Here is a 12,398-nt window from a genome sequence, read left to right on the forward strand (position 1 = left end):
TAATGCCAGGCGACAACATCAAGATGGTTGTGACGCTGATCCACCCAATCGCGATGGACGACGGTCTGCGTTTCGCAATCCGTGAAGGCGGCCGTACCGTTGGCGCGGGCGTTGTTGCTAAAGTTCTGGGCTAATTAATTATCCCTGAATAAAAAAGGACGCTTCGGCGTCCTTTTTGTTTTCTGCAGTTCTGTACCTGTCACAAGTTTTCGCATTTTTTGTCCGCCCCCGCCCCGTATCCTGTCGTTTGTGCTATTGTAATCATAACCATTCTCACTTACAATTTGCGCATATTTTGAACGGGAGTGTTTATGTACGTTTGTTTATGTAATGGTGTAAGTGACAAAAAAATACGTCAGGCCGTTCGCCAGTTCCAGCCTCAGTCGTTCCAGCAACTTCGCAAATTTGTTCCAGTGGGAAATCAATGCGGTAAGTGCGTTCGCGCAGCGCGTGAGATCATGCAGGACGAATTGATGCAGATCCCGGAGTTCAAAGAGATCGCATAACCCTCCATCTTTTTTTTGACATCCCTGTAGCCCGATCTACGCTTCAATGAGTGGAAGCGGAGGGACTATATAATGAAAGGTGATGTTAAAATCATAAGTTATCTCAATAAATTATTGGGAAATGAGCTTGTCGCAATCAACCAGTATTTTCTCCATGCAAGAATGTTCAAAAACTGGGGGCTGACTCGCCTCAACGATGTTGAATACCATGAATCCATTGATGAGATGAAACACGCCGATAAATATATTGAGCGTATTTTATTCCTTGAAGGCCTTCCCAATCTGCAGGATCTCGGCAAGCTTGGCATCGGTGAAGATGTGGAAGAGATGCTGCGTTCCGACCTTGCGCTGGAACTTGATGGCGCAAAAGATCTTCGTGAAGCCATTGCCTATGCGGATAGTGTTCATGACTACGTTAGCCGCGATATGATGATCCAGATCCTGATCGATGAGGAAGGCCACATCGACTGGCTAGAAACTGAGTTGGATCTCATCGGCAAAATTGGTTTGCAGAACTACCTTCAGTCGCAAATTAAAGTGGAAGAGTAATCAGGTTCTGCCAGCCGATACATAAACCCGCTGCCGCCAGAAATGGCCCGAAAGGCAGTGGGTTTTTTAATATCTGTTTCTCAGGCTTTAACAAAGAGAGAACAAGAAGGTACAGAAGTGCCATGAGTGCGGCAACGAGTGCCAGTACCGGCAAAATACACCATCCATGCCATGCTCCTAATGTCGCCAGGTATTTTACATCACCGTAGCCCATCCCTTCCCGGCGGCACATAAGCCGATAACCCCAGTAGAGAACTGCAAACCCGATGTACCCCGCCATCGCCCCGACCACTGCGCTCGGGAGAAAATCAGGATGGATGCAAAGTTGATAGGCCAGGCCGGCCCATAACAGTGGGCAGAGAAATTTATCAGGGAGAGTACCGGAGCGAATATCTTCACGCACCAGTAAACCTGAAAGCGAAAAATAGGTCAGCAGAAAGGGGAGGGTAGCAAGCATGATGTAAACCTCAATTAACGTTTCAGGGCATGCTCTCCGTATTGCGAATGCCTGGCAATGTGTAAACAGAGGAATTGCGTAGTCGTTTCAGAAGAAGAGGCTACGGACGATACATTACTTAAAATGTTGCGAAGTCCTACGCACAGAGAGCCTTTGGCGCTTAATTTCTAAACGGTACTTGCGTCTTGCCCAGATTTACGTATAATGCGCGGGCTTGTCGTAATTGACGGCGGGTTCAATCTGAACCGGAGTAACAGAATTTTGTTGCTCAACAATGCTCCCAATTGGGGAGCTACGTAAGAACGGTTACACTCTCCCATCAATCGTAATGGGTTTGAGGAGTAATCATTTTCGTTTATAAAATAATTGGAGCTCTGGTCTCATGCAGAACCAAAGAATCCGTATCCGCCTTAAAGCGTTTGATCATCGTCTGATCGATCAATCAACCGCGGAAATCGTCGAGACTGCTAAGCGCACTGGTGCGCAAGTCCGTGGTCCGATCCCGCTGCCGACCCGCAAAGAGCGCTTCACCGTTCTGATCTCTCCGCACGTTAACAAAGACGCGCGTGATCAGTACGAAATCCGCACTCACAAGCGTCTGGTTGACATCGTTGAGCCAACCGAGAAAACCGTTGATGCTCTGATGCGTCTGGATCTGGCTGCCGGTGTAGACGTGCAGATCAGCCTGGGTTAATCAGGTCATCGAGCGATTGAGAGGTTGAAACAATGATTGGTTTAGTCGGTAAAAAAGTGGGTATGACCCGCATCTTCACTGAAGATGGCGTTTCTATCCCAGTAACCGTAATCGAAGTTGAAGCAAACCGCGTTACTCAGGTTAAAGATCTGGCTAACGATGGCTACCGCGCTGTTCAGGTGACCACTGGTGCTAAAAAAGCTAACCGTGTAACCAAACCAGAAGCGGGTCACTTCGCTAAAGCTGGCGTTGAAGCTGGCCGTGGTCTGTGGGAATTCCGTCTTGCTGAAGGCGAAGAGTTCACCGTAGGTCAGGACATTAGCGTTGAGCTGTTTGCTGACGTTAAAAAAGTTGACGTAACCGGTACCTCTAAAGGTAAAGGTTTTGCTGGTACCGTTAAGCGCTGGAACTTCCGTACCCAGGACGCTACTCACGGTAACTCCTTGTCTCACCGCGTTCCGGGTTCTATCGGTCAGAACCAGACTCCGGGCAAAGTGTTCAAAGGCAAGAAAATGGCAGGTCAGCTGGGTAACGAACGTGTAACCGTTCAGAGCCTGGACGTAGTACGTGTTGACGCTGAGCGCAACCTGCTGCTGGTTAAAGGTGCGGTTCCGGGTGCAACCGGTAGCGACCTGATCGTTAAACCAGCTGTGAAGGCGTAAGGGGATAGCAATGGAATTAGTATTGAAAGACGCGCAGAGCGCGCTGACTGTTTCCGAAACTACCTTCGGTCGTGATTTCAACGAAGCGCTGGTTCACCAGGTTGTTGTTGCTTATGCAGCTGGTGCTCGTCAGGGTACTCGTGCTCAGAAGACTCGTGCTGAAGTAACTGGTTCCGGCAAAAAGCCGTGGCGCCAGAAAGGTACCGGCCGTGCGCGTTCAGGTTCTATCAAGAGCCCGATCTGGCGTTCAGGTGGCGTGACCTTCGCTGCGCGTCCGCAGGACCACAGTCAAAAAGTTAACAAAAAGATGTACCGCGGCGCGCTGAAAAGCATCCTGTCCGAGCTGGTACGTCAGGATCGTCTGATCGTTGTCGAGAAGTTCTCTGTAGAAGCGCCTAAAACTAAGCTGCTGGCTCAGAAACTGAAAGACATGGCTCTGGAAGATGTGCTGATCATCACCGGTGAGCTGGACGAGAACCTGTTCCTGGCCGCACGTAACCTGCACAAGGTTGACGTACGTGACGCGACTGGTATCGACCCGGTTAGCCTGATCGCCTTCGACAAAGTCGTAATGACTGCTGATGCTGTTAAGCAAGTTGAGGAGATGCTGGCATGATTCGTGAAGAACGTCTGCTGAAGGTGCTGCGTGCACCGCACGTTTCTGAAAAAGCGTCTACTGCGATGGAAAAAACTAACACCATCGTTCTCAAAGTTGCTAAAGACGCGACCAAAGCAGAGATCAAAGCTGCTGTGCAGAAACTGTTTGAAGTCGAAGTCGAAGTCGTTAACACCCTGGTAGTTAAAGGGAAAGTTAAACGTCACGGACAGCGTATCGGTCGTCGTAGCGACTGGAAAAAAGCTTACGTCACCCTGAAAGAAGGCCAGAATCTGGACTTCGTTGGCGGCGCTGAGTAAGTCGGAGGAGTAATACAATGGCAGTTGTTAAATGTAAACCGACATCTCCGGGTCGTCGCCACGTAGTTAAAGTGGTTAACCCTGAGCTGCACAAGGGCAAACCTTTTGCTCCGTTGCTGGAAAAAAACAGCAAATCCGGTGGTCGTAACAACAATGGCCGTATCACCACTCGTCACATCGGTGGTGGCCACAAGCAGGCTTATCGTATTGTTGACTTCAAACGCAACAAAGACGGTATCCCAGCAGTTGTTGAGCGTCTTGAGTACGATCCGAACCGTTCCGCGAACATCGCGCTGGTTCTGTACAAAGACGGCGAACGCCGTTACATCCTGGCCCCTAAAGGCCTGAAAGCTGGCGACCAGATTCAGTCTGGCGTTGATGCTGCAATCAAAGCAGGCAACACCCTGCCGATGCGCAATATCCCGGTTGGTTCTACCGTTCATAACGTAGAAATGAAACCAGGTAAAGGCGGTCAGCTGGCGCGTTCCGCTGGTACTTACGTTCAGATCGTTGCACGTGATGGTGCTTATGTCACCCTGCGTCTGCGTTCTGGTGAAATGCGTAAAGTCGAAGCAGACTGCCGCGCTACTCTGGGCGAAGTTGGCAATGCTGAGCATATGCTGCGCGTTCTGGGTAAAGCTGGTGCTGCACGCTGGCGTGGTGTTCGTCCTACCGTACGCGGTACTGCGATGAACCCAGTAGACCACCCACATGGTGGTGGTGAAGGTCGTAACTTTGGTAAGCACCCGGTAACTCCGTGGGGCGTTCAGACCAAAGGTAAGAAGACCCGCAGCAACAAGCGTACTGATAAATTTATCGTACGTCGCCGTAGCAAATAATTTTAGAGGATAAGCCATGCCACGTTCTCTCAAGAAAGGTCCTTTTATTGACCTGCACTTGCTGAAGAAGGTAGAGAAAGCGGTGGAAAGCGGAGACAAGAAGCCCCTGCGCACTTGGTCCCGTCGTTCAACGATCTTTCCTAACATGATCGGTTTGACCATCGCTGTCCATAATGGTCGTCAGCACGTTCCAGTCTTTGTTACCGACGAAATGGTTGGTCACAAACTGGGTGAATTCGCACCGACTCGTACTTATCGCGGCCATGCTGCTGATAAAAAAGCGAAGAAGAAATAAGGTAGGAGGAAGAGATGGAAACTTTAGCTCAACATCGCCATGCTCGTTCTTCTGCACAGAAGGTTCGCCTTGTTGCTGACCTGATTCGCGGTAAGAAAGTGTCGCAGGCCCTGGACATCCTGACCTATACCAACAAGAAAGCTGCGGTATTGGTCAAGAAAGTACTGGAATCTGCCATTGCTAACGCTGAACACAACGATGGCGCTGACATCGACGATCTGAAAGTCGCGAAAATTTTCGTAGATGAAGGCCCAAGCATGAAGCGCATTATGCCGCGTGCGAAAGGTCGTGCAGATCGCATCCTGAAGCGCACCAGCCACATTACTGTGGTTGTGTCCGATCGCTGAGACTCTGGAGACTAGCAATGGGTCAGAAAGTACATCCTAATGGTATTCGCCTGGGTATTGTAAAACCATGGAACTCTACCTGGTTTGCGAACACCAAAGAATTCGCTGACAACCTGGACAGCGATTTTAAAGTACGTCAGTACCTGACTAAGGAACTGGCTAAAGCGTCCGTATCTCGTATCGTTATCGAGCGTCCGGCTAAGAGCATTCGTGTAACCATCCACACTGCTCGTCCTGGCATCGTGATCGGTAAGAAAGGCGAAGACGTAGAAAAACTGCGCAAGGTCGTAGCGGATATCGCTGGCGTTCCTGCACAGATCAATATCGCTGAAGTTCGTAAGCCTGAACTGGACGCTAAATTGGTTGCTGACAGCATCACTTCTCAGCTGGAACGTCGTGTTATGTTCCGTCGTGCTATGAAGCGTGCTGTACAGAACGCAATGCGTCTGGGCGCTAAAGGTATCAAAGTTGAAGTTAGCGGCCGTCTGGGCGGCGCGGAAATCGCACGTACCGAATGGTACCGTGAAGGTCGCGTACCGCTGCACACTCTGCGTGCTGACATCGACTACAACACCTCTGAAGCGCACACCACTTACGGTGTAATCGGCGTTAAGGTATGGATCTTCAAAGGTGAGATCCTGGGTGGTATGGCTGCTGTTGAACAACCGGAACCGGCTGCTCAACCTAAAAAGCAGCAGCGTAAAGGCCGTAAATAAGGAGCGTCGCTGATGTTACAACCAAAGCGTACAAAATTCCGTAAAGTGCACAAAGGCCGCAACCGTGGTCTGGCGCAGGGTACGGATGTTAGCTTCGGCACTTTCGGTCTGAAAGCTGTTGGCCGTGGTCGTCTGACTGCACGTCAGATCGAAGCAGCACGTCGTGCAATGACCCGTGCAGTTAAGCGTCAAGGTAAGATCTGGATCCGTGTATTCCCGGACAAACCGATCACCGAGAAGCCGCTGGAAGTTCGTATGGGTAAAGGTAAAGGTAACGTGGAGTACTGGGTTGCCTTGATTCAGCCGGGTAAAGTCCTGTATGAAATGGACGGTGTTCCGGAAGAGCTGGCCCGTGAAGCCTTCGGCCTGGCAGCAGCGAAACTGCCTATCAAAACCACCTTTGTAACTAAGACGGTGATGTAATGAAAGCAAAAGAGCTGCGTGAAAAAAGCGTTGAAGAGCTGAACGCTGAGCTGCTGAACCTGCTGCGTGAGCAGTTCAACCTGCGTATGCAGGCTGCAAGTGGCCAGCTGCAACAGACTCACCTGCTGAAGCAAGTGCGTCGCAATGTTGCGCGCGTTAAGACTTTACTGACTCAGAAGGCGGGTGCGTAATGACCGATAAAATCCGTACTCTGCAAGGTCGTGTTGTTAGCGACAAAATGGAGAAATCCATCGTTGTTGCTATCGAACGTATTGTGAAACACCCGATCTACGGTAAATTCATCAAGCGTACGACCAAACTGCACGTACATGACGAGAACAACGAATGTGGTATCGGCGACAAGGTTGAAATCCGTGAATGCCGTCCACTGTCCAAGACTAAGTCCTGGACGCTGGTTCGCGTTGTAGAGAAAGCGGTTCTGTAATACAGTACGCATTCTCAATACGAATAAACGGCTCAGCGATGAGCCGTTTATTTTTTCTACCCATATTGTAGAAGCGGTGTTATAATGCCGCGCCCTCGATATGGGGCTTTTTAACGGCTCTGATTTTAGAGTCTCAGGTAGTAGTTGACATTAGCGGAGCACTAAAATGATCCAAGAACAGACTATGCTGAACGTCGCCGACAACTCCGGTGCACGTCGCGTAATGTGTATCAAGGTTCTGGGTGGCTCGCACCGTCGCTACGCAGGCGTAGGCGACATCATCAAGATCACCATCAAGGAAGCAATTCCACGTGGTAAGGTCAAAAAAGGTGATGTGCTGAAGGCGGTAGTGGTGCGCACCAAGAAGGGTGTTCGTCGCCCTGACGGTTCTGTCATTCGCTTCGATGGTAATGCATGCGTTATTCTGAACAATAACAGCGAGCAGCCAATCGGCACGCGTATCTTTGGGCCGGTAACTCGTGAACTTCGTAATGAAAAGTTCATGAAAATTATCTCTCTGGCACCAGAAGTACTCTAAGGAGCGAATCATGGCAGCGAAAATCCGTCGTGATGACGAAGTTATCGTGTTAACCGGTAAAGATAAAGGTAAACGCGGTAAAGTAAAAAATGTTCTGTCTTCCGGCAAACTTGTCGTTGAAGGTATCAACCTGGTTAAGAAACATCAGAAGCCGGTTCCGGCCCTGAACCAACCAGGCGGCATCGTTGAAAAAGAAGCTGCTATTCAGGTTTCTAACGTTGCAATCTTCAATGCGGCTACCGGCAAGGCTGACCGTGTAGGCTTTAGATTCGAAGACGGCAAAAAAGTCCGTTTCTTCAAGTCTAACAGCGAAACTATCAAGTAATTTGGAGTAGTACGATGGCGAAACTGCATGATTACTACAAAGACGAAGTAGTTAACAAACTCATGACTGAGTTTAACTACAATTCTGTCATGCAAGTCCCTCGGGTCGAGAAGATCACCCTGAACATGGGTGTTGGTGAAGCGATCGCTGACAAGAAACTGCTGGATAACGCAGCAGCTGACCTGACAGCAATCTCCGGTCAAAAGCCGTTGATCACCAAAGCACGCAAATCAGTTGCAGGCTTCAAAATCCGTCAGGGCTATCCGATCGGCTGTAAAGTAACTCTGCGTGGCGAACGCATGTGGGAGTTCTTTGAGCGTCTGATCACTATTGCTGTTCCACGTATCCGTGACTTCCGTGGCTTGTCCGCTAAGTCTTTCGACGGTCGTGGTAACTACAGCATGGGTGTCCGTGAGCAGATCATCTTCCCAGAAATCGACTACGATAAAGTCGACCGCGTGCGTGGTTTGGATATTACCATTACCACTACTGCGAAATCTGACGAAGAAGGCCGTGCTCTGCTGGCTGCCTTTGACTTCCCGTTCCGCAAGTAAGGTAGGGTTACTGAATGGCTAAGCAATCAATGAAAGCACGCGAAGTAAAGCGCGTAGCTTTAGCTGATAAATTCTTCGCTAAACGCGCTGAACTGAAAGCGATCATTTCTGATGTGAACGCTTCCGACGAAGATCGTTGGAATGCTGTTCTCAAGCTGCAGTCTCTGCCGCGTGATTCCAGCCCGTCTCGTCAGCGTAACCGCTGTCGTCAAACAGGTCGTCCGCATGGTTATGTGGGCAAGTTTGGGTTGAGCCGTATCAAACTGCGTGAAGCCGCCATGCGCGGTGAAGTACCAGGCTTGAAAAAGGCTAGCTGGTAATTACCAATTGAATCACGGGAGTAAAGACAGATGAGCATGCAAGATCCGATCGCGGATATGCTGACCCGTATCCGTAACGGTCAGGCCGCGAACAAAGTTGCGGTCACCATGCCTTCCGCCAAGCTGAAAGTGGCAATTGCCAACGTGCTGAAGGAAGAAGGTTTTATCGAAGATTTTAAAGTTGAAGGCGACACCAAGCCGGAACTGGAACTTACTCTTAAGTATTTCCAGGGTAAAGCTGTTGTAGAAAGCATTCAGCGTGTCAGCCGCCCAGGCCTGCGCATCTATAAGAAAAAAGATGAGCTGCCTAAAGTTATGGCTGGTCTGGGTATCGCAGTTGTTTCTACCTCTAAAGGTGTTATGACTGATCGTGCAGCGCGCCAGGCTGGTCTTGGTGGCGAAATTATCTGCTACGTAGCCTAATCGGAGGAAAAAATGTCTCGTGTTGCTAAAGCACCGGTCGTTATTCCTGCCGGCGTTGATGTAAAAATCGACGGTCAGGTTATTACGATCAAAGGTAAAAACGGCGAGCTGACTCGTACCCTCAACAATGCTGTTGAAGTTAAACATGCAGATAACGCTCTGACCTTCGGTCCACGTGATGGTTTCGTGGATGGATGGGCTCAGGCTGGTACCGCGCGTGCCCTGCTGAACTCAATGGTTGTTGGTGTTACCGAAGGCTTCACTAAAAAGCTTCAGCTGGTTGGTGTAGGTTATCGTGCAGCTATCAAAGGGAATGCAGTAGGCCTGTCTCTGGGCTTCTCACATCCTGTTGAGCATCCGCTGCCGGCCGGTATCACTGCAGAATGCCCGACTCAGACTGAAATCGTGCTGAAAGGCGCTGATAAACAGCTGATCGGTCAGGTTGCAGCAGATCTGCGCGCCTACCGTCGTCCTGAGCCTTACAAAGGCAAGGGTGTTCGTTACGCCGACGAAGTCGTGCGTACCAAAGAGGCTAAGAAGAAGTAAGGTAACACTATGGATAAGAAATCTGCTCGTATCCGTCGTGCGACCCGCGCACGCCGCAAGCTCAAAGAGCTGGGTGCAACTCGCCTGGTGGTACATCGTACCCCGCGTCATATTTACGCACAGGTAATTGCACCGAACGGTTCTGAAGTTCTGGTAGCTGCTTCTACTGTAGAAAAAGCTATCGCAGAACAATTGAAGTACACCGGTAACAAAGACGCTGCTGCAGCTGTAGGTAAAGCTGTTGCTGAACGCGCTCTGGAAAAAGGCATCAGCAATGTATCCTTTGACCGTTCCGGGTTCCAATATCATGGTCGTGTCCAGGCACTGGCAGATGCTGCCCGTGAAGCTGGCCTTCAGTTCTAAGGTAGAGGTGTAAGATGGCTCACATCGAAAAACAAGCTGGCGAACTGCAGGAAAAGCTGATCGCGGTAAACCGCGTATCTAAAACCGTTAAAGGTGGTCGTATTTTCTCCTTCACAGCTCTGACTGTAGTAGGCGATGGTAACGGTCGCGTTGGTTTTGGTTACGGTAAAGCGCGTGAAGTTCCAGCAGCGATCCAGAAAGCGATGGAAAAAGCCCGTCGCAATATGATTAACGTCGCGCTGAACAACGGCACCCTGCAGCACCCAGTTAAAGGTGTTCACACGGGTTCTCGTGTTTTCATGCAGCCAGCTTCAGAAGGTACCGGTATCATCGCCGGTGGTGCAATGCGCGCCGTTCTGGAAGTTGCTGGAGTTCATAACGTTCTGGCTAAAGCCTATGGTTCCACCAACCCGATCAACGTGGTTCGTGCAACTATTGATGGCCTGGAAAATATGAATTCTCCAGAAATGGTCGCTGCCAAGCGTGGTAAATCCGTTGAAGAAATTCTGGGGTAATTGACCATGGCAAAGACTATTAAAATCACTCAAACCCGCAGTGCAATCGGTCGTCTGCCGAAACACAAGGCAACGCTGCTTGGCCTGGGTCTGCGTCGTATTGGTCATACCGTTGAGCGCGAGGATACTCCTGCTGTTCGCGGTATGGTCAACGCGGTTTACTTCATGGTTAAAGTTGAGGAGTAAGAGATGCGTTTAAATACTCTGTCTCCGGCCGAAGGCTCTAAAAAGGCGGGTAAACGCCTGGGTCGTGGTATCGGTTCTGGCCTCGGTAAAACCGGTGGTCGTGGTCACAAAGGTCAGAATTCTCGTTCTGGCGGTGGCGTACGTCGCGGTTTCGAGGGTGGTCAGATGCCACTGTACCGTCGTCTGCCGAAGTTCGGCTTCACCTCTCGCAAAGCAGCGATCACAGCGGAAATCCGTCTGTCTGACCTGGCGAAAGTTGAAGGCGGCGTTGTAGACCTGAACACGCTGAAAGCGGCTAACATTATCGGTATCCAGATCGAGTTCGCGAAAGTGATCCTGGCTGGTGAAGTATCTACTCCGGTAACTGTTCGTGGCCTGCGTGTTACTAAAGGTGCTCGTGCTGCTATCGAAGCTGCTGGTGGTAAAATTGAGGAATAAGTAGCAGATGGCTAAGCAACCGGGATTAGATTTTCAAAGTGCCAAAGGTGGATTTGGCGAGCTGAAACGCAGACTGCTGTTTGTTATCGGCGCGCTGATTGTGTTCCGTGTTGGCTCTTTTATTCCGATCCCTGGTATCGATGCCGCTGTACTTGCCAAACTGCTTGAGCAACAGCGAGGCACCATCATTGAAATGTTTAACATGTTCTCTGGTGGTGCTCTCAGCCGTGCTTCTATCTTCGCTCTGGGTATTATGCCGTACATTTCGGCATCCATTATTATCCAGCTGTTGACGGTCGTTCATCCGGCCCTGGCAGAACTGAAGAAAGAAGGGGAGTCTGGACGTCGTAAGATTAGTCAGTACACCCGTTACGGTACTCTGGTGCTGGCAATATTCCAGTCGATCGGTATTGCTACCGGTCTGCCGAATATGCCTGGTATGCAGGGCCTGGTTTTAAACCCAGGCTTTGCATTCTACTTCACCGCTGTTGTAAGTCTGGTCACAGGGACGATGTTCCTGATGTGGCTCGGCGAACAGATTACTGAGCGTGGTATCGGTAACGGTATCTCAATCATTATCTTCGCCGGTATTGTCGCGGGTCTCCCGCCAGCCATCGCCCATACTATCGAGCAAGCGCGTCAAGGCGACCTGCACTTCCTCCTGTTGCTGTTGGTTGCAGTATTAGTATTTGCAGTGACGTTCTTTGTTGTCTTCGTAGAACGTGGTCAACGCCGCATTGTGGTGAACTACGCTAAACGTCAGCAAGGTCGTCGTGTCTATGCTGCACAGAGCACACATTTACCGCTGAAAGTGAATATGGCGGGGGTAATCCCGGCGATCTTCGCTTCCAGTATTATTCTGTTCCCGGCAACCATCGCGTCATGGTTCGGGGGCGGTACTGGTTGGAACTGGCTGACAACAATTTCGCTGTATTTGCAGCCTGGGCAACCACTTTATGTGTTACTCTATGCGTCTGCGATCATCTTCTTCTGTTTCTTCTACACGGCGTTGGTCTTCAACCCGCGTGAAACAGCAGATAACCTGAAGAAGTCCGGTGCATTTGTACCAGGAATTCGTCCGGGAGAGCAAACGGCGAAGTATATCGATAAAGTAATGACTCGCCTGACTTTGGTTGGTGCGCTTTATATTACTTTTATCTGCCTGATCCCGGAGTTCATGCGTGATGCAATGAAAGTGCCGTTCTACTTCGGTGGGACCTCGCTGCTTATCGTTGTTGTCGTGATTATGGACTTTATGGCTCAAGTGCAAACTCTGATGATGTCCAGTCAGTATGAGTCTGCATTGAAGAAGGCGAACCTGAAAGGCTACGGCCGCTAACTG

Annotated in this window: 25 protein-coding genes and 1 pseudogene; 25 read left to right on the plus strand and 1 reads right to left on the minus strand. The window is 50.1% G+C overall.

The window, feature by feature from the left end; translation table 11 throughout:
- From tuf to bfr, 3 genes and pseudogenes are all read left to right on the plus strand, one after another.
- Positions 1-134 (plus strand): annotated as a pseudogene (tuf, locus tag ACHHZ6_RS23500) (elongation factor Tu); the annotation flags it as partial.
- Positions 135-311: 177 nt separating this feature from the next.
- Entirely contained in the window at positions 312-506 is a 195-nt protein-coding gene (gene bfd / locus ACHHZ6_RS23505; RefSeq protein WP_003863268.1) for a bacterioferritin-associated ferredoxin, read from the plus strand.
- A 72-nt stretch (positions 507-578) separates the two neighbouring features.
- The gene (gene bfr, locus ACHHZ6_RS23510; protein ID WP_182272856.1) at positions 579-1,055 is read left to right on the plus strand and encodes a bacterioferritin; all 477 of its coding nucleotides are present in this window, start codon (positions 579-581) and stop codon (positions 1,053-1,055) included.
- Here bfr and ACHHZ6_RS23515 read toward each other — a convergent pair.
- Positions 1,039-1,512, minus strand: a complete 474-nt coding sequence (locus tag ACHHZ6_RS23515) for a prepilin peptidase (RefSeq protein WP_395123117.1) — start codon at positions 1,510-1,512, stop codon at positions 1,039-1,041. The two genes, bfr and ACHHZ6_RS23515, sit on opposite strands and share 17 nt — an antisense overlap.
- A 382-nt stretch (positions 1,513-1,894) precedes the next feature.
- Here ACHHZ6_RS23515 and rpsJ point away from each other — a divergent pair, with 382 nt between their 5' ends.
- The 22 genes from rpsJ to secY all read left to right on the plus strand — a co-directional run bounded on the left by rpsJ (position 1,895) and on the right by secY (position 12,395).
- Complete coding sequence (gene rpsJ, locus ACHHZ6_RS23520) at positions 1,895-2,206, plus strand: 30S ribosomal protein S10 (RefSeq protein ID WP_001181005.1); 312 nt, start codon at positions 1,895-1,897, stop codon at positions 2,204-2,206.
- Positions 2,207-2,238: 32 nt separating this feature from the next.
- Positions 2,239-2,868, plus strand: a complete 630-nt coding sequence (rplC, locus tag ACHHZ6_RS23525; RefSeq protein ID WP_006178923.1) for a 50S ribosomal protein L3 — start codon at positions 2,239-2,241, stop codon at positions 2,866-2,868.
- Between the two features lie 10 nt (positions 2,869-2,878).
- Positions 2,879-3,484 (plus strand): 50S ribosomal protein L4, encoded by a 606-nt coding sequence (gene rplD, locus ACHHZ6_RS23530; protein ID WP_000424395.1) that lies wholly within the window; start codon positions 2,879-2,881, stop codon positions 3,482-3,484.
- Positions 3,481-3,783, plus strand: a complete 303-nt coding sequence (rplW, locus tag ACHHZ6_RS23535; RefSeq protein WP_000617546.1) for a 50S ribosomal protein L23 — start codon at positions 3,481-3,483, stop codon at positions 3,781-3,783. The genes rplD and rplW overlap by 4 nt, the downstream gene beginning before the upstream one ends.
- Positions 3,784-3,800: 17 nt before the next feature.
- The gene (gene rplB, locus ACHHZ6_RS23540) at positions 3,801-4,622 is read left to right on the plus strand and encodes a 50S ribosomal protein L2 (RefSeq protein WP_000301859.1); all 822 of its coding nucleotides are present in this window, start codon (positions 3,801-3,803) and stop codon (positions 4,620-4,622) included.
- A gap of 16 nt (positions 4,623-4,638) precedes the next feature.
- Positions 4,639-4,917, plus strand: coding sequence for a 30S ribosomal protein S19 (gene rpsS, locus ACHHZ6_RS23545; protein WP_001138117.1), 279 nt, complete (start codon positions 4,639-4,641; stop codon positions 4,915-4,917).
- A gap of 14 nt (positions 4,918-4,931) precedes the next feature.
- Complete coding sequence (gene rplV / locus ACHHZ6_RS23550) at positions 4,932-5,264, plus strand: 50S ribosomal protein L22 (protein WP_002919773.1); 333 nt, start codon at positions 4,932-4,934, stop codon at positions 5,262-5,264.
- Between the two features lie 17 nt (positions 5,265-5,281).
- On the plus strand, positions 5,282-5,980 hold the full coding sequence (gene rpsC, locus ACHHZ6_RS23555; protein ID WP_006817277.1) for a 30S ribosomal protein S3: 699 nt from the start codon (positions 5,282-5,284) through the stop codon (positions 5,978-5,980).
- 12 nt (positions 5,981-5,992) lie between these two features.
- On the plus strand, positions 5,993-6,403 hold the full coding sequence (rplP, locus tag ACHHZ6_RS23560) for a 50S ribosomal protein L16 (RefSeq protein ID WP_002919759.1): 411 nt from the start codon (positions 5,993-5,995) through the stop codon (positions 6,401-6,403).
- Complete coding sequence (rpmC, locus tag ACHHZ6_RS23565; protein ID WP_003863282.1) at positions 6,403-6,594, plus strand: 50S ribosomal protein L29; 192 nt, start codon at positions 6,403-6,405, stop codon at positions 6,592-6,594. Before rplP ends, rpmC begins: the two co-directional genes overlap by 1 nt.
- Positions 6,594-6,848, plus strand: a complete 255-nt coding sequence (rpsQ, locus tag ACHHZ6_RS23570) for a 30S ribosomal protein S17 (protein ID WP_008503489.1) — start codon at positions 6,594-6,596, stop codon at positions 6,846-6,848. Before rpmC ends, rpsQ begins: the two co-directional genes overlap by 1 nt.
- Positions 6,849-7,014: 166 nt before the next feature.
- Positions 7,015-7,386 (plus strand): 50S ribosomal protein L14, encoded by a 372-nt coding sequence (gene rplN, locus ACHHZ6_RS23575; protein WP_000613954.1) that lies wholly within the window; start codon positions 7,015-7,017, stop codon positions 7,384-7,386.
- A 10-nt stretch (positions 7,387-7,396) separates the two neighbouring features.
- A complete protein-coding gene (gene rplX, locus ACHHZ6_RS23580) occupies positions 7,397-7,711 on the plus strand; it encodes a 50S ribosomal protein L24 (RefSeq protein ID WP_003863287.1) in 315 nt (104 codons plus the stop codon).
- 14 nt (positions 7,712-7,725) lie between these two features.
- Complete coding sequence (gene rplE, locus ACHHZ6_RS23585; protein WP_001096206.1) at positions 7,726-8,265, plus strand: 50S ribosomal protein L5; 540 nt, start codon at positions 7,726-7,728, stop codon at positions 8,263-8,265.
- A 14-nt stretch (positions 8,266-8,279) separates the two neighbouring features.
- Entirely contained in the window at positions 8,280-8,585 is a 306-nt protein-coding gene (rpsN, locus tag ACHHZ6_RS23590) for a 30S ribosomal protein S14 (RefSeq protein WP_003863291.1), read from the plus strand.
- Between the two features lie 30 nt (positions 8,586-8,615).
- Positions 8,616-9,008, plus strand: a complete 393-nt coding sequence (rpsH, locus tag ACHHZ6_RS23595) for a 30S ribosomal protein S8 (RefSeq protein ID WP_006178918.1) — start codon at positions 8,616-8,618, stop codon at positions 9,006-9,008.
- A 12-nt stretch (positions 9,009-9,020) separates the two neighbouring features.
- On the plus strand, positions 9,021-9,554 hold the full coding sequence (gene rplF, locus ACHHZ6_RS23600; RefSeq protein ID WP_006178917.1) for a 50S ribosomal protein L6: 534 nt from the start codon (positions 9,021-9,023) through the stop codon (positions 9,552-9,554).
- 9 nt (positions 9,555-9,563) lie between these two features.
- Positions 9,564-9,917 (plus strand): 50S ribosomal protein L18, encoded by a 354-nt coding sequence (gene rplR / locus ACHHZ6_RS23605; protein ID WP_013099023.1) that lies wholly within the window; start codon positions 9,564-9,566, stop codon positions 9,915-9,917.
- Positions 9,918-9,931: 14 nt separating this feature from the next.
- Complete coding sequence (gene rpsE, locus ACHHZ6_RS23610; protein WP_003863299.1) at positions 9,932-10,432, plus strand: 30S ribosomal protein S5; 501 nt, start codon at positions 9,932-9,934, stop codon at positions 10,430-10,432.
- Positions 10,433-10,438: 6 nt separating this feature from the next.
- Complete coding sequence (rpmD, locus tag ACHHZ6_RS23615; protein ID WP_003863301.1) at positions 10,439-10,618, plus strand: 50S ribosomal protein L30; 180 nt, start codon at positions 10,439-10,441, stop codon at positions 10,616-10,618.
- 3 nt (positions 10,619-10,621) lie between these two features.
- A complete protein-coding gene (gene rplO, locus ACHHZ6_RS23620) occupies positions 10,622-11,056 on the plus strand; it encodes a 50S ribosomal protein L15 (RefSeq protein WP_003863304.1) in 435 nt (144 codons plus the stop codon).
- Between the two features lie 7 nt (positions 11,057-11,063).
- The gene (secY, locus tag ACHHZ6_RS23625; protein ID WP_014171896.1) at positions 11,064-12,395 is read left to right on the plus strand and encodes a preprotein translocase subunit SecY; all 1,332 of its coding nucleotides are present in this window, start codon (positions 11,064-11,066) and stop codon (positions 12,393-12,395) included.
- Positions 12,396-12,398 lie beyond the last annotated feature (3 nt).

Source organism: Enterobacter cloacae complex sp. 2024EL-00214 (assembly GCF_043945575.1).
Lineage (GTDB): Bacteria > Pseudomonadota > Gammaproteobacteria > Enterobacterales > Enterobacteriaceae > Enterobacter > Enterobacter cloacae_P.

Coding starts and splice junctions, on each gene's coding strand:
- bfd (WP_003863268.1), top strand. CDS start 312: ATGTACGTTTGTTTATGTAATGGTGTAAGTGACAAAAAAATACGTCAG.
- bfr (WP_182272856.1), top strand. CDS start 579: ATGAAAGGTGATGTTAAAATCATAAGTTATCTCAATAAATTATTGGGA.
- ACHHZ6_RS23515 (WP_395123117.1), bottom strand. CDS start 1,512: ATGCTTGCTACCCTCCCCTTTCTGCTGACCTATTTTTCGCTTTCAGGT.
- rpsJ (WP_001181005.1), top strand. CDS start 1,895: ATGCAGAACCAAAGAATCCGTATCCGCCTTAAAGCGTTTGATCATCGT.
- rplC (WP_006178923.1), top strand. CDS start 2,239: ATGATTGGTTTAGTCGGTAAAAAAGTGGGTATGACCCGCATCTTCACT.
- rplD (WP_000424395.1), top strand. CDS start 2,879: ATGGAATTAGTATTGAAAGACGCGCAGAGCGCGCTGACTGTTTCCGAA.
- rplW (WP_000617546.1), top strand. CDS start 3,481: ATGATTCGTGAAGAACGTCTGCTGAAGGTGCTGCGTGCACCGCACGTT.
- rplB (WP_000301859.1), top strand. CDS start 3,801: ATGGCAGTTGTTAAATGTAAACCGACATCTCCGGGTCGTCGCCACGTA.
- rpsS (WP_001138117.1), top strand. CDS start 4,639: ATGCCACGTTCTCTCAAGAAAGGTCCTTTTATTGACCTGCACTTGCTG.
- rplV (WP_002919773.1), top strand. CDS start 4,932: ATGGAAACTTTAGCTCAACATCGCCATGCTCGTTCTTCTGCACAGAAG.
- rpsC (WP_006817277.1), top strand. CDS start 5,282: ATGGGTCAGAAAGTACATCCTAATGGTATTCGCCTGGGTATTGTAAAA.
- rplP (WP_002919759.1), top strand. CDS start 5,993: ATGTTACAACCAAAGCGTACAAAATTCCGTAAAGTGCACAAAGGCCGC.
- rpmC (WP_003863282.1), top strand. CDS start 6,403: ATGAAAGCAAAAGAGCTGCGTGAAAAAAGCGTTGAAGAGCTGAACGCT.
- rpsQ (WP_008503489.1), top strand. CDS start 6,594: ATGACCGATAAAATCCGTACTCTGCAAGGTCGTGTTGTTAGCGACAAA.
- rplN (WP_000613954.1), top strand. CDS start 7,015: ATGATCCAAGAACAGACTATGCTGAACGTCGCCGACAACTCCGGTGCA.
- rplX (WP_003863287.1), top strand. CDS start 7,397: ATGGCAGCGAAAATCCGTCGTGATGACGAAGTTATCGTGTTAACCGGT.
- rplE (WP_001096206.1), top strand. CDS start 7,726: ATGGCGAAACTGCATGATTACTACAAAGACGAAGTAGTTAACAAACTC.
- rpsN (WP_003863291.1), top strand. CDS start 8,280: ATGGCTAAGCAATCAATGAAAGCACGCGAAGTAAAGCGCGTAGCTTTA.
- rpsH (WP_006178918.1), top strand. CDS start 8,616: ATGAGCATGCAAGATCCGATCGCGGATATGCTGACCCGTATCCGTAAC.
- rplF (WP_006178917.1), top strand. CDS start 9,021: ATGTCTCGTGTTGCTAAAGCACCGGTCGTTATTCCTGCCGGCGTTGAT.
- rplR (WP_013099023.1), top strand. CDS start 9,564: ATGGATAAGAAATCTGCTCGTATCCGTCGTGCGACCCGCGCACGCCGC.
- rpsE (WP_003863299.1), top strand. CDS start 9,932: ATGGCTCACATCGAAAAACAAGCTGGCGAACTGCAGGAAAAGCTGATC.
- rpmD (WP_003863301.1), top strand. CDS start 10,439: ATGGCAAAGACTATTAAAATCACTCAAACCCGCAGTGCAATCGGTCGT.
- rplO (WP_003863304.1), top strand. CDS start 10,622: ATGCGTTTAAATACTCTGTCTCCGGCCGAAGGCTCTAAAAAGGCGGGT.
- secY (WP_014171896.1), top strand. CDS start 11,064: ATGGCTAAGCAACCGGGATTAGATTTTCAAAGTGCCAAAGGTGGATTT.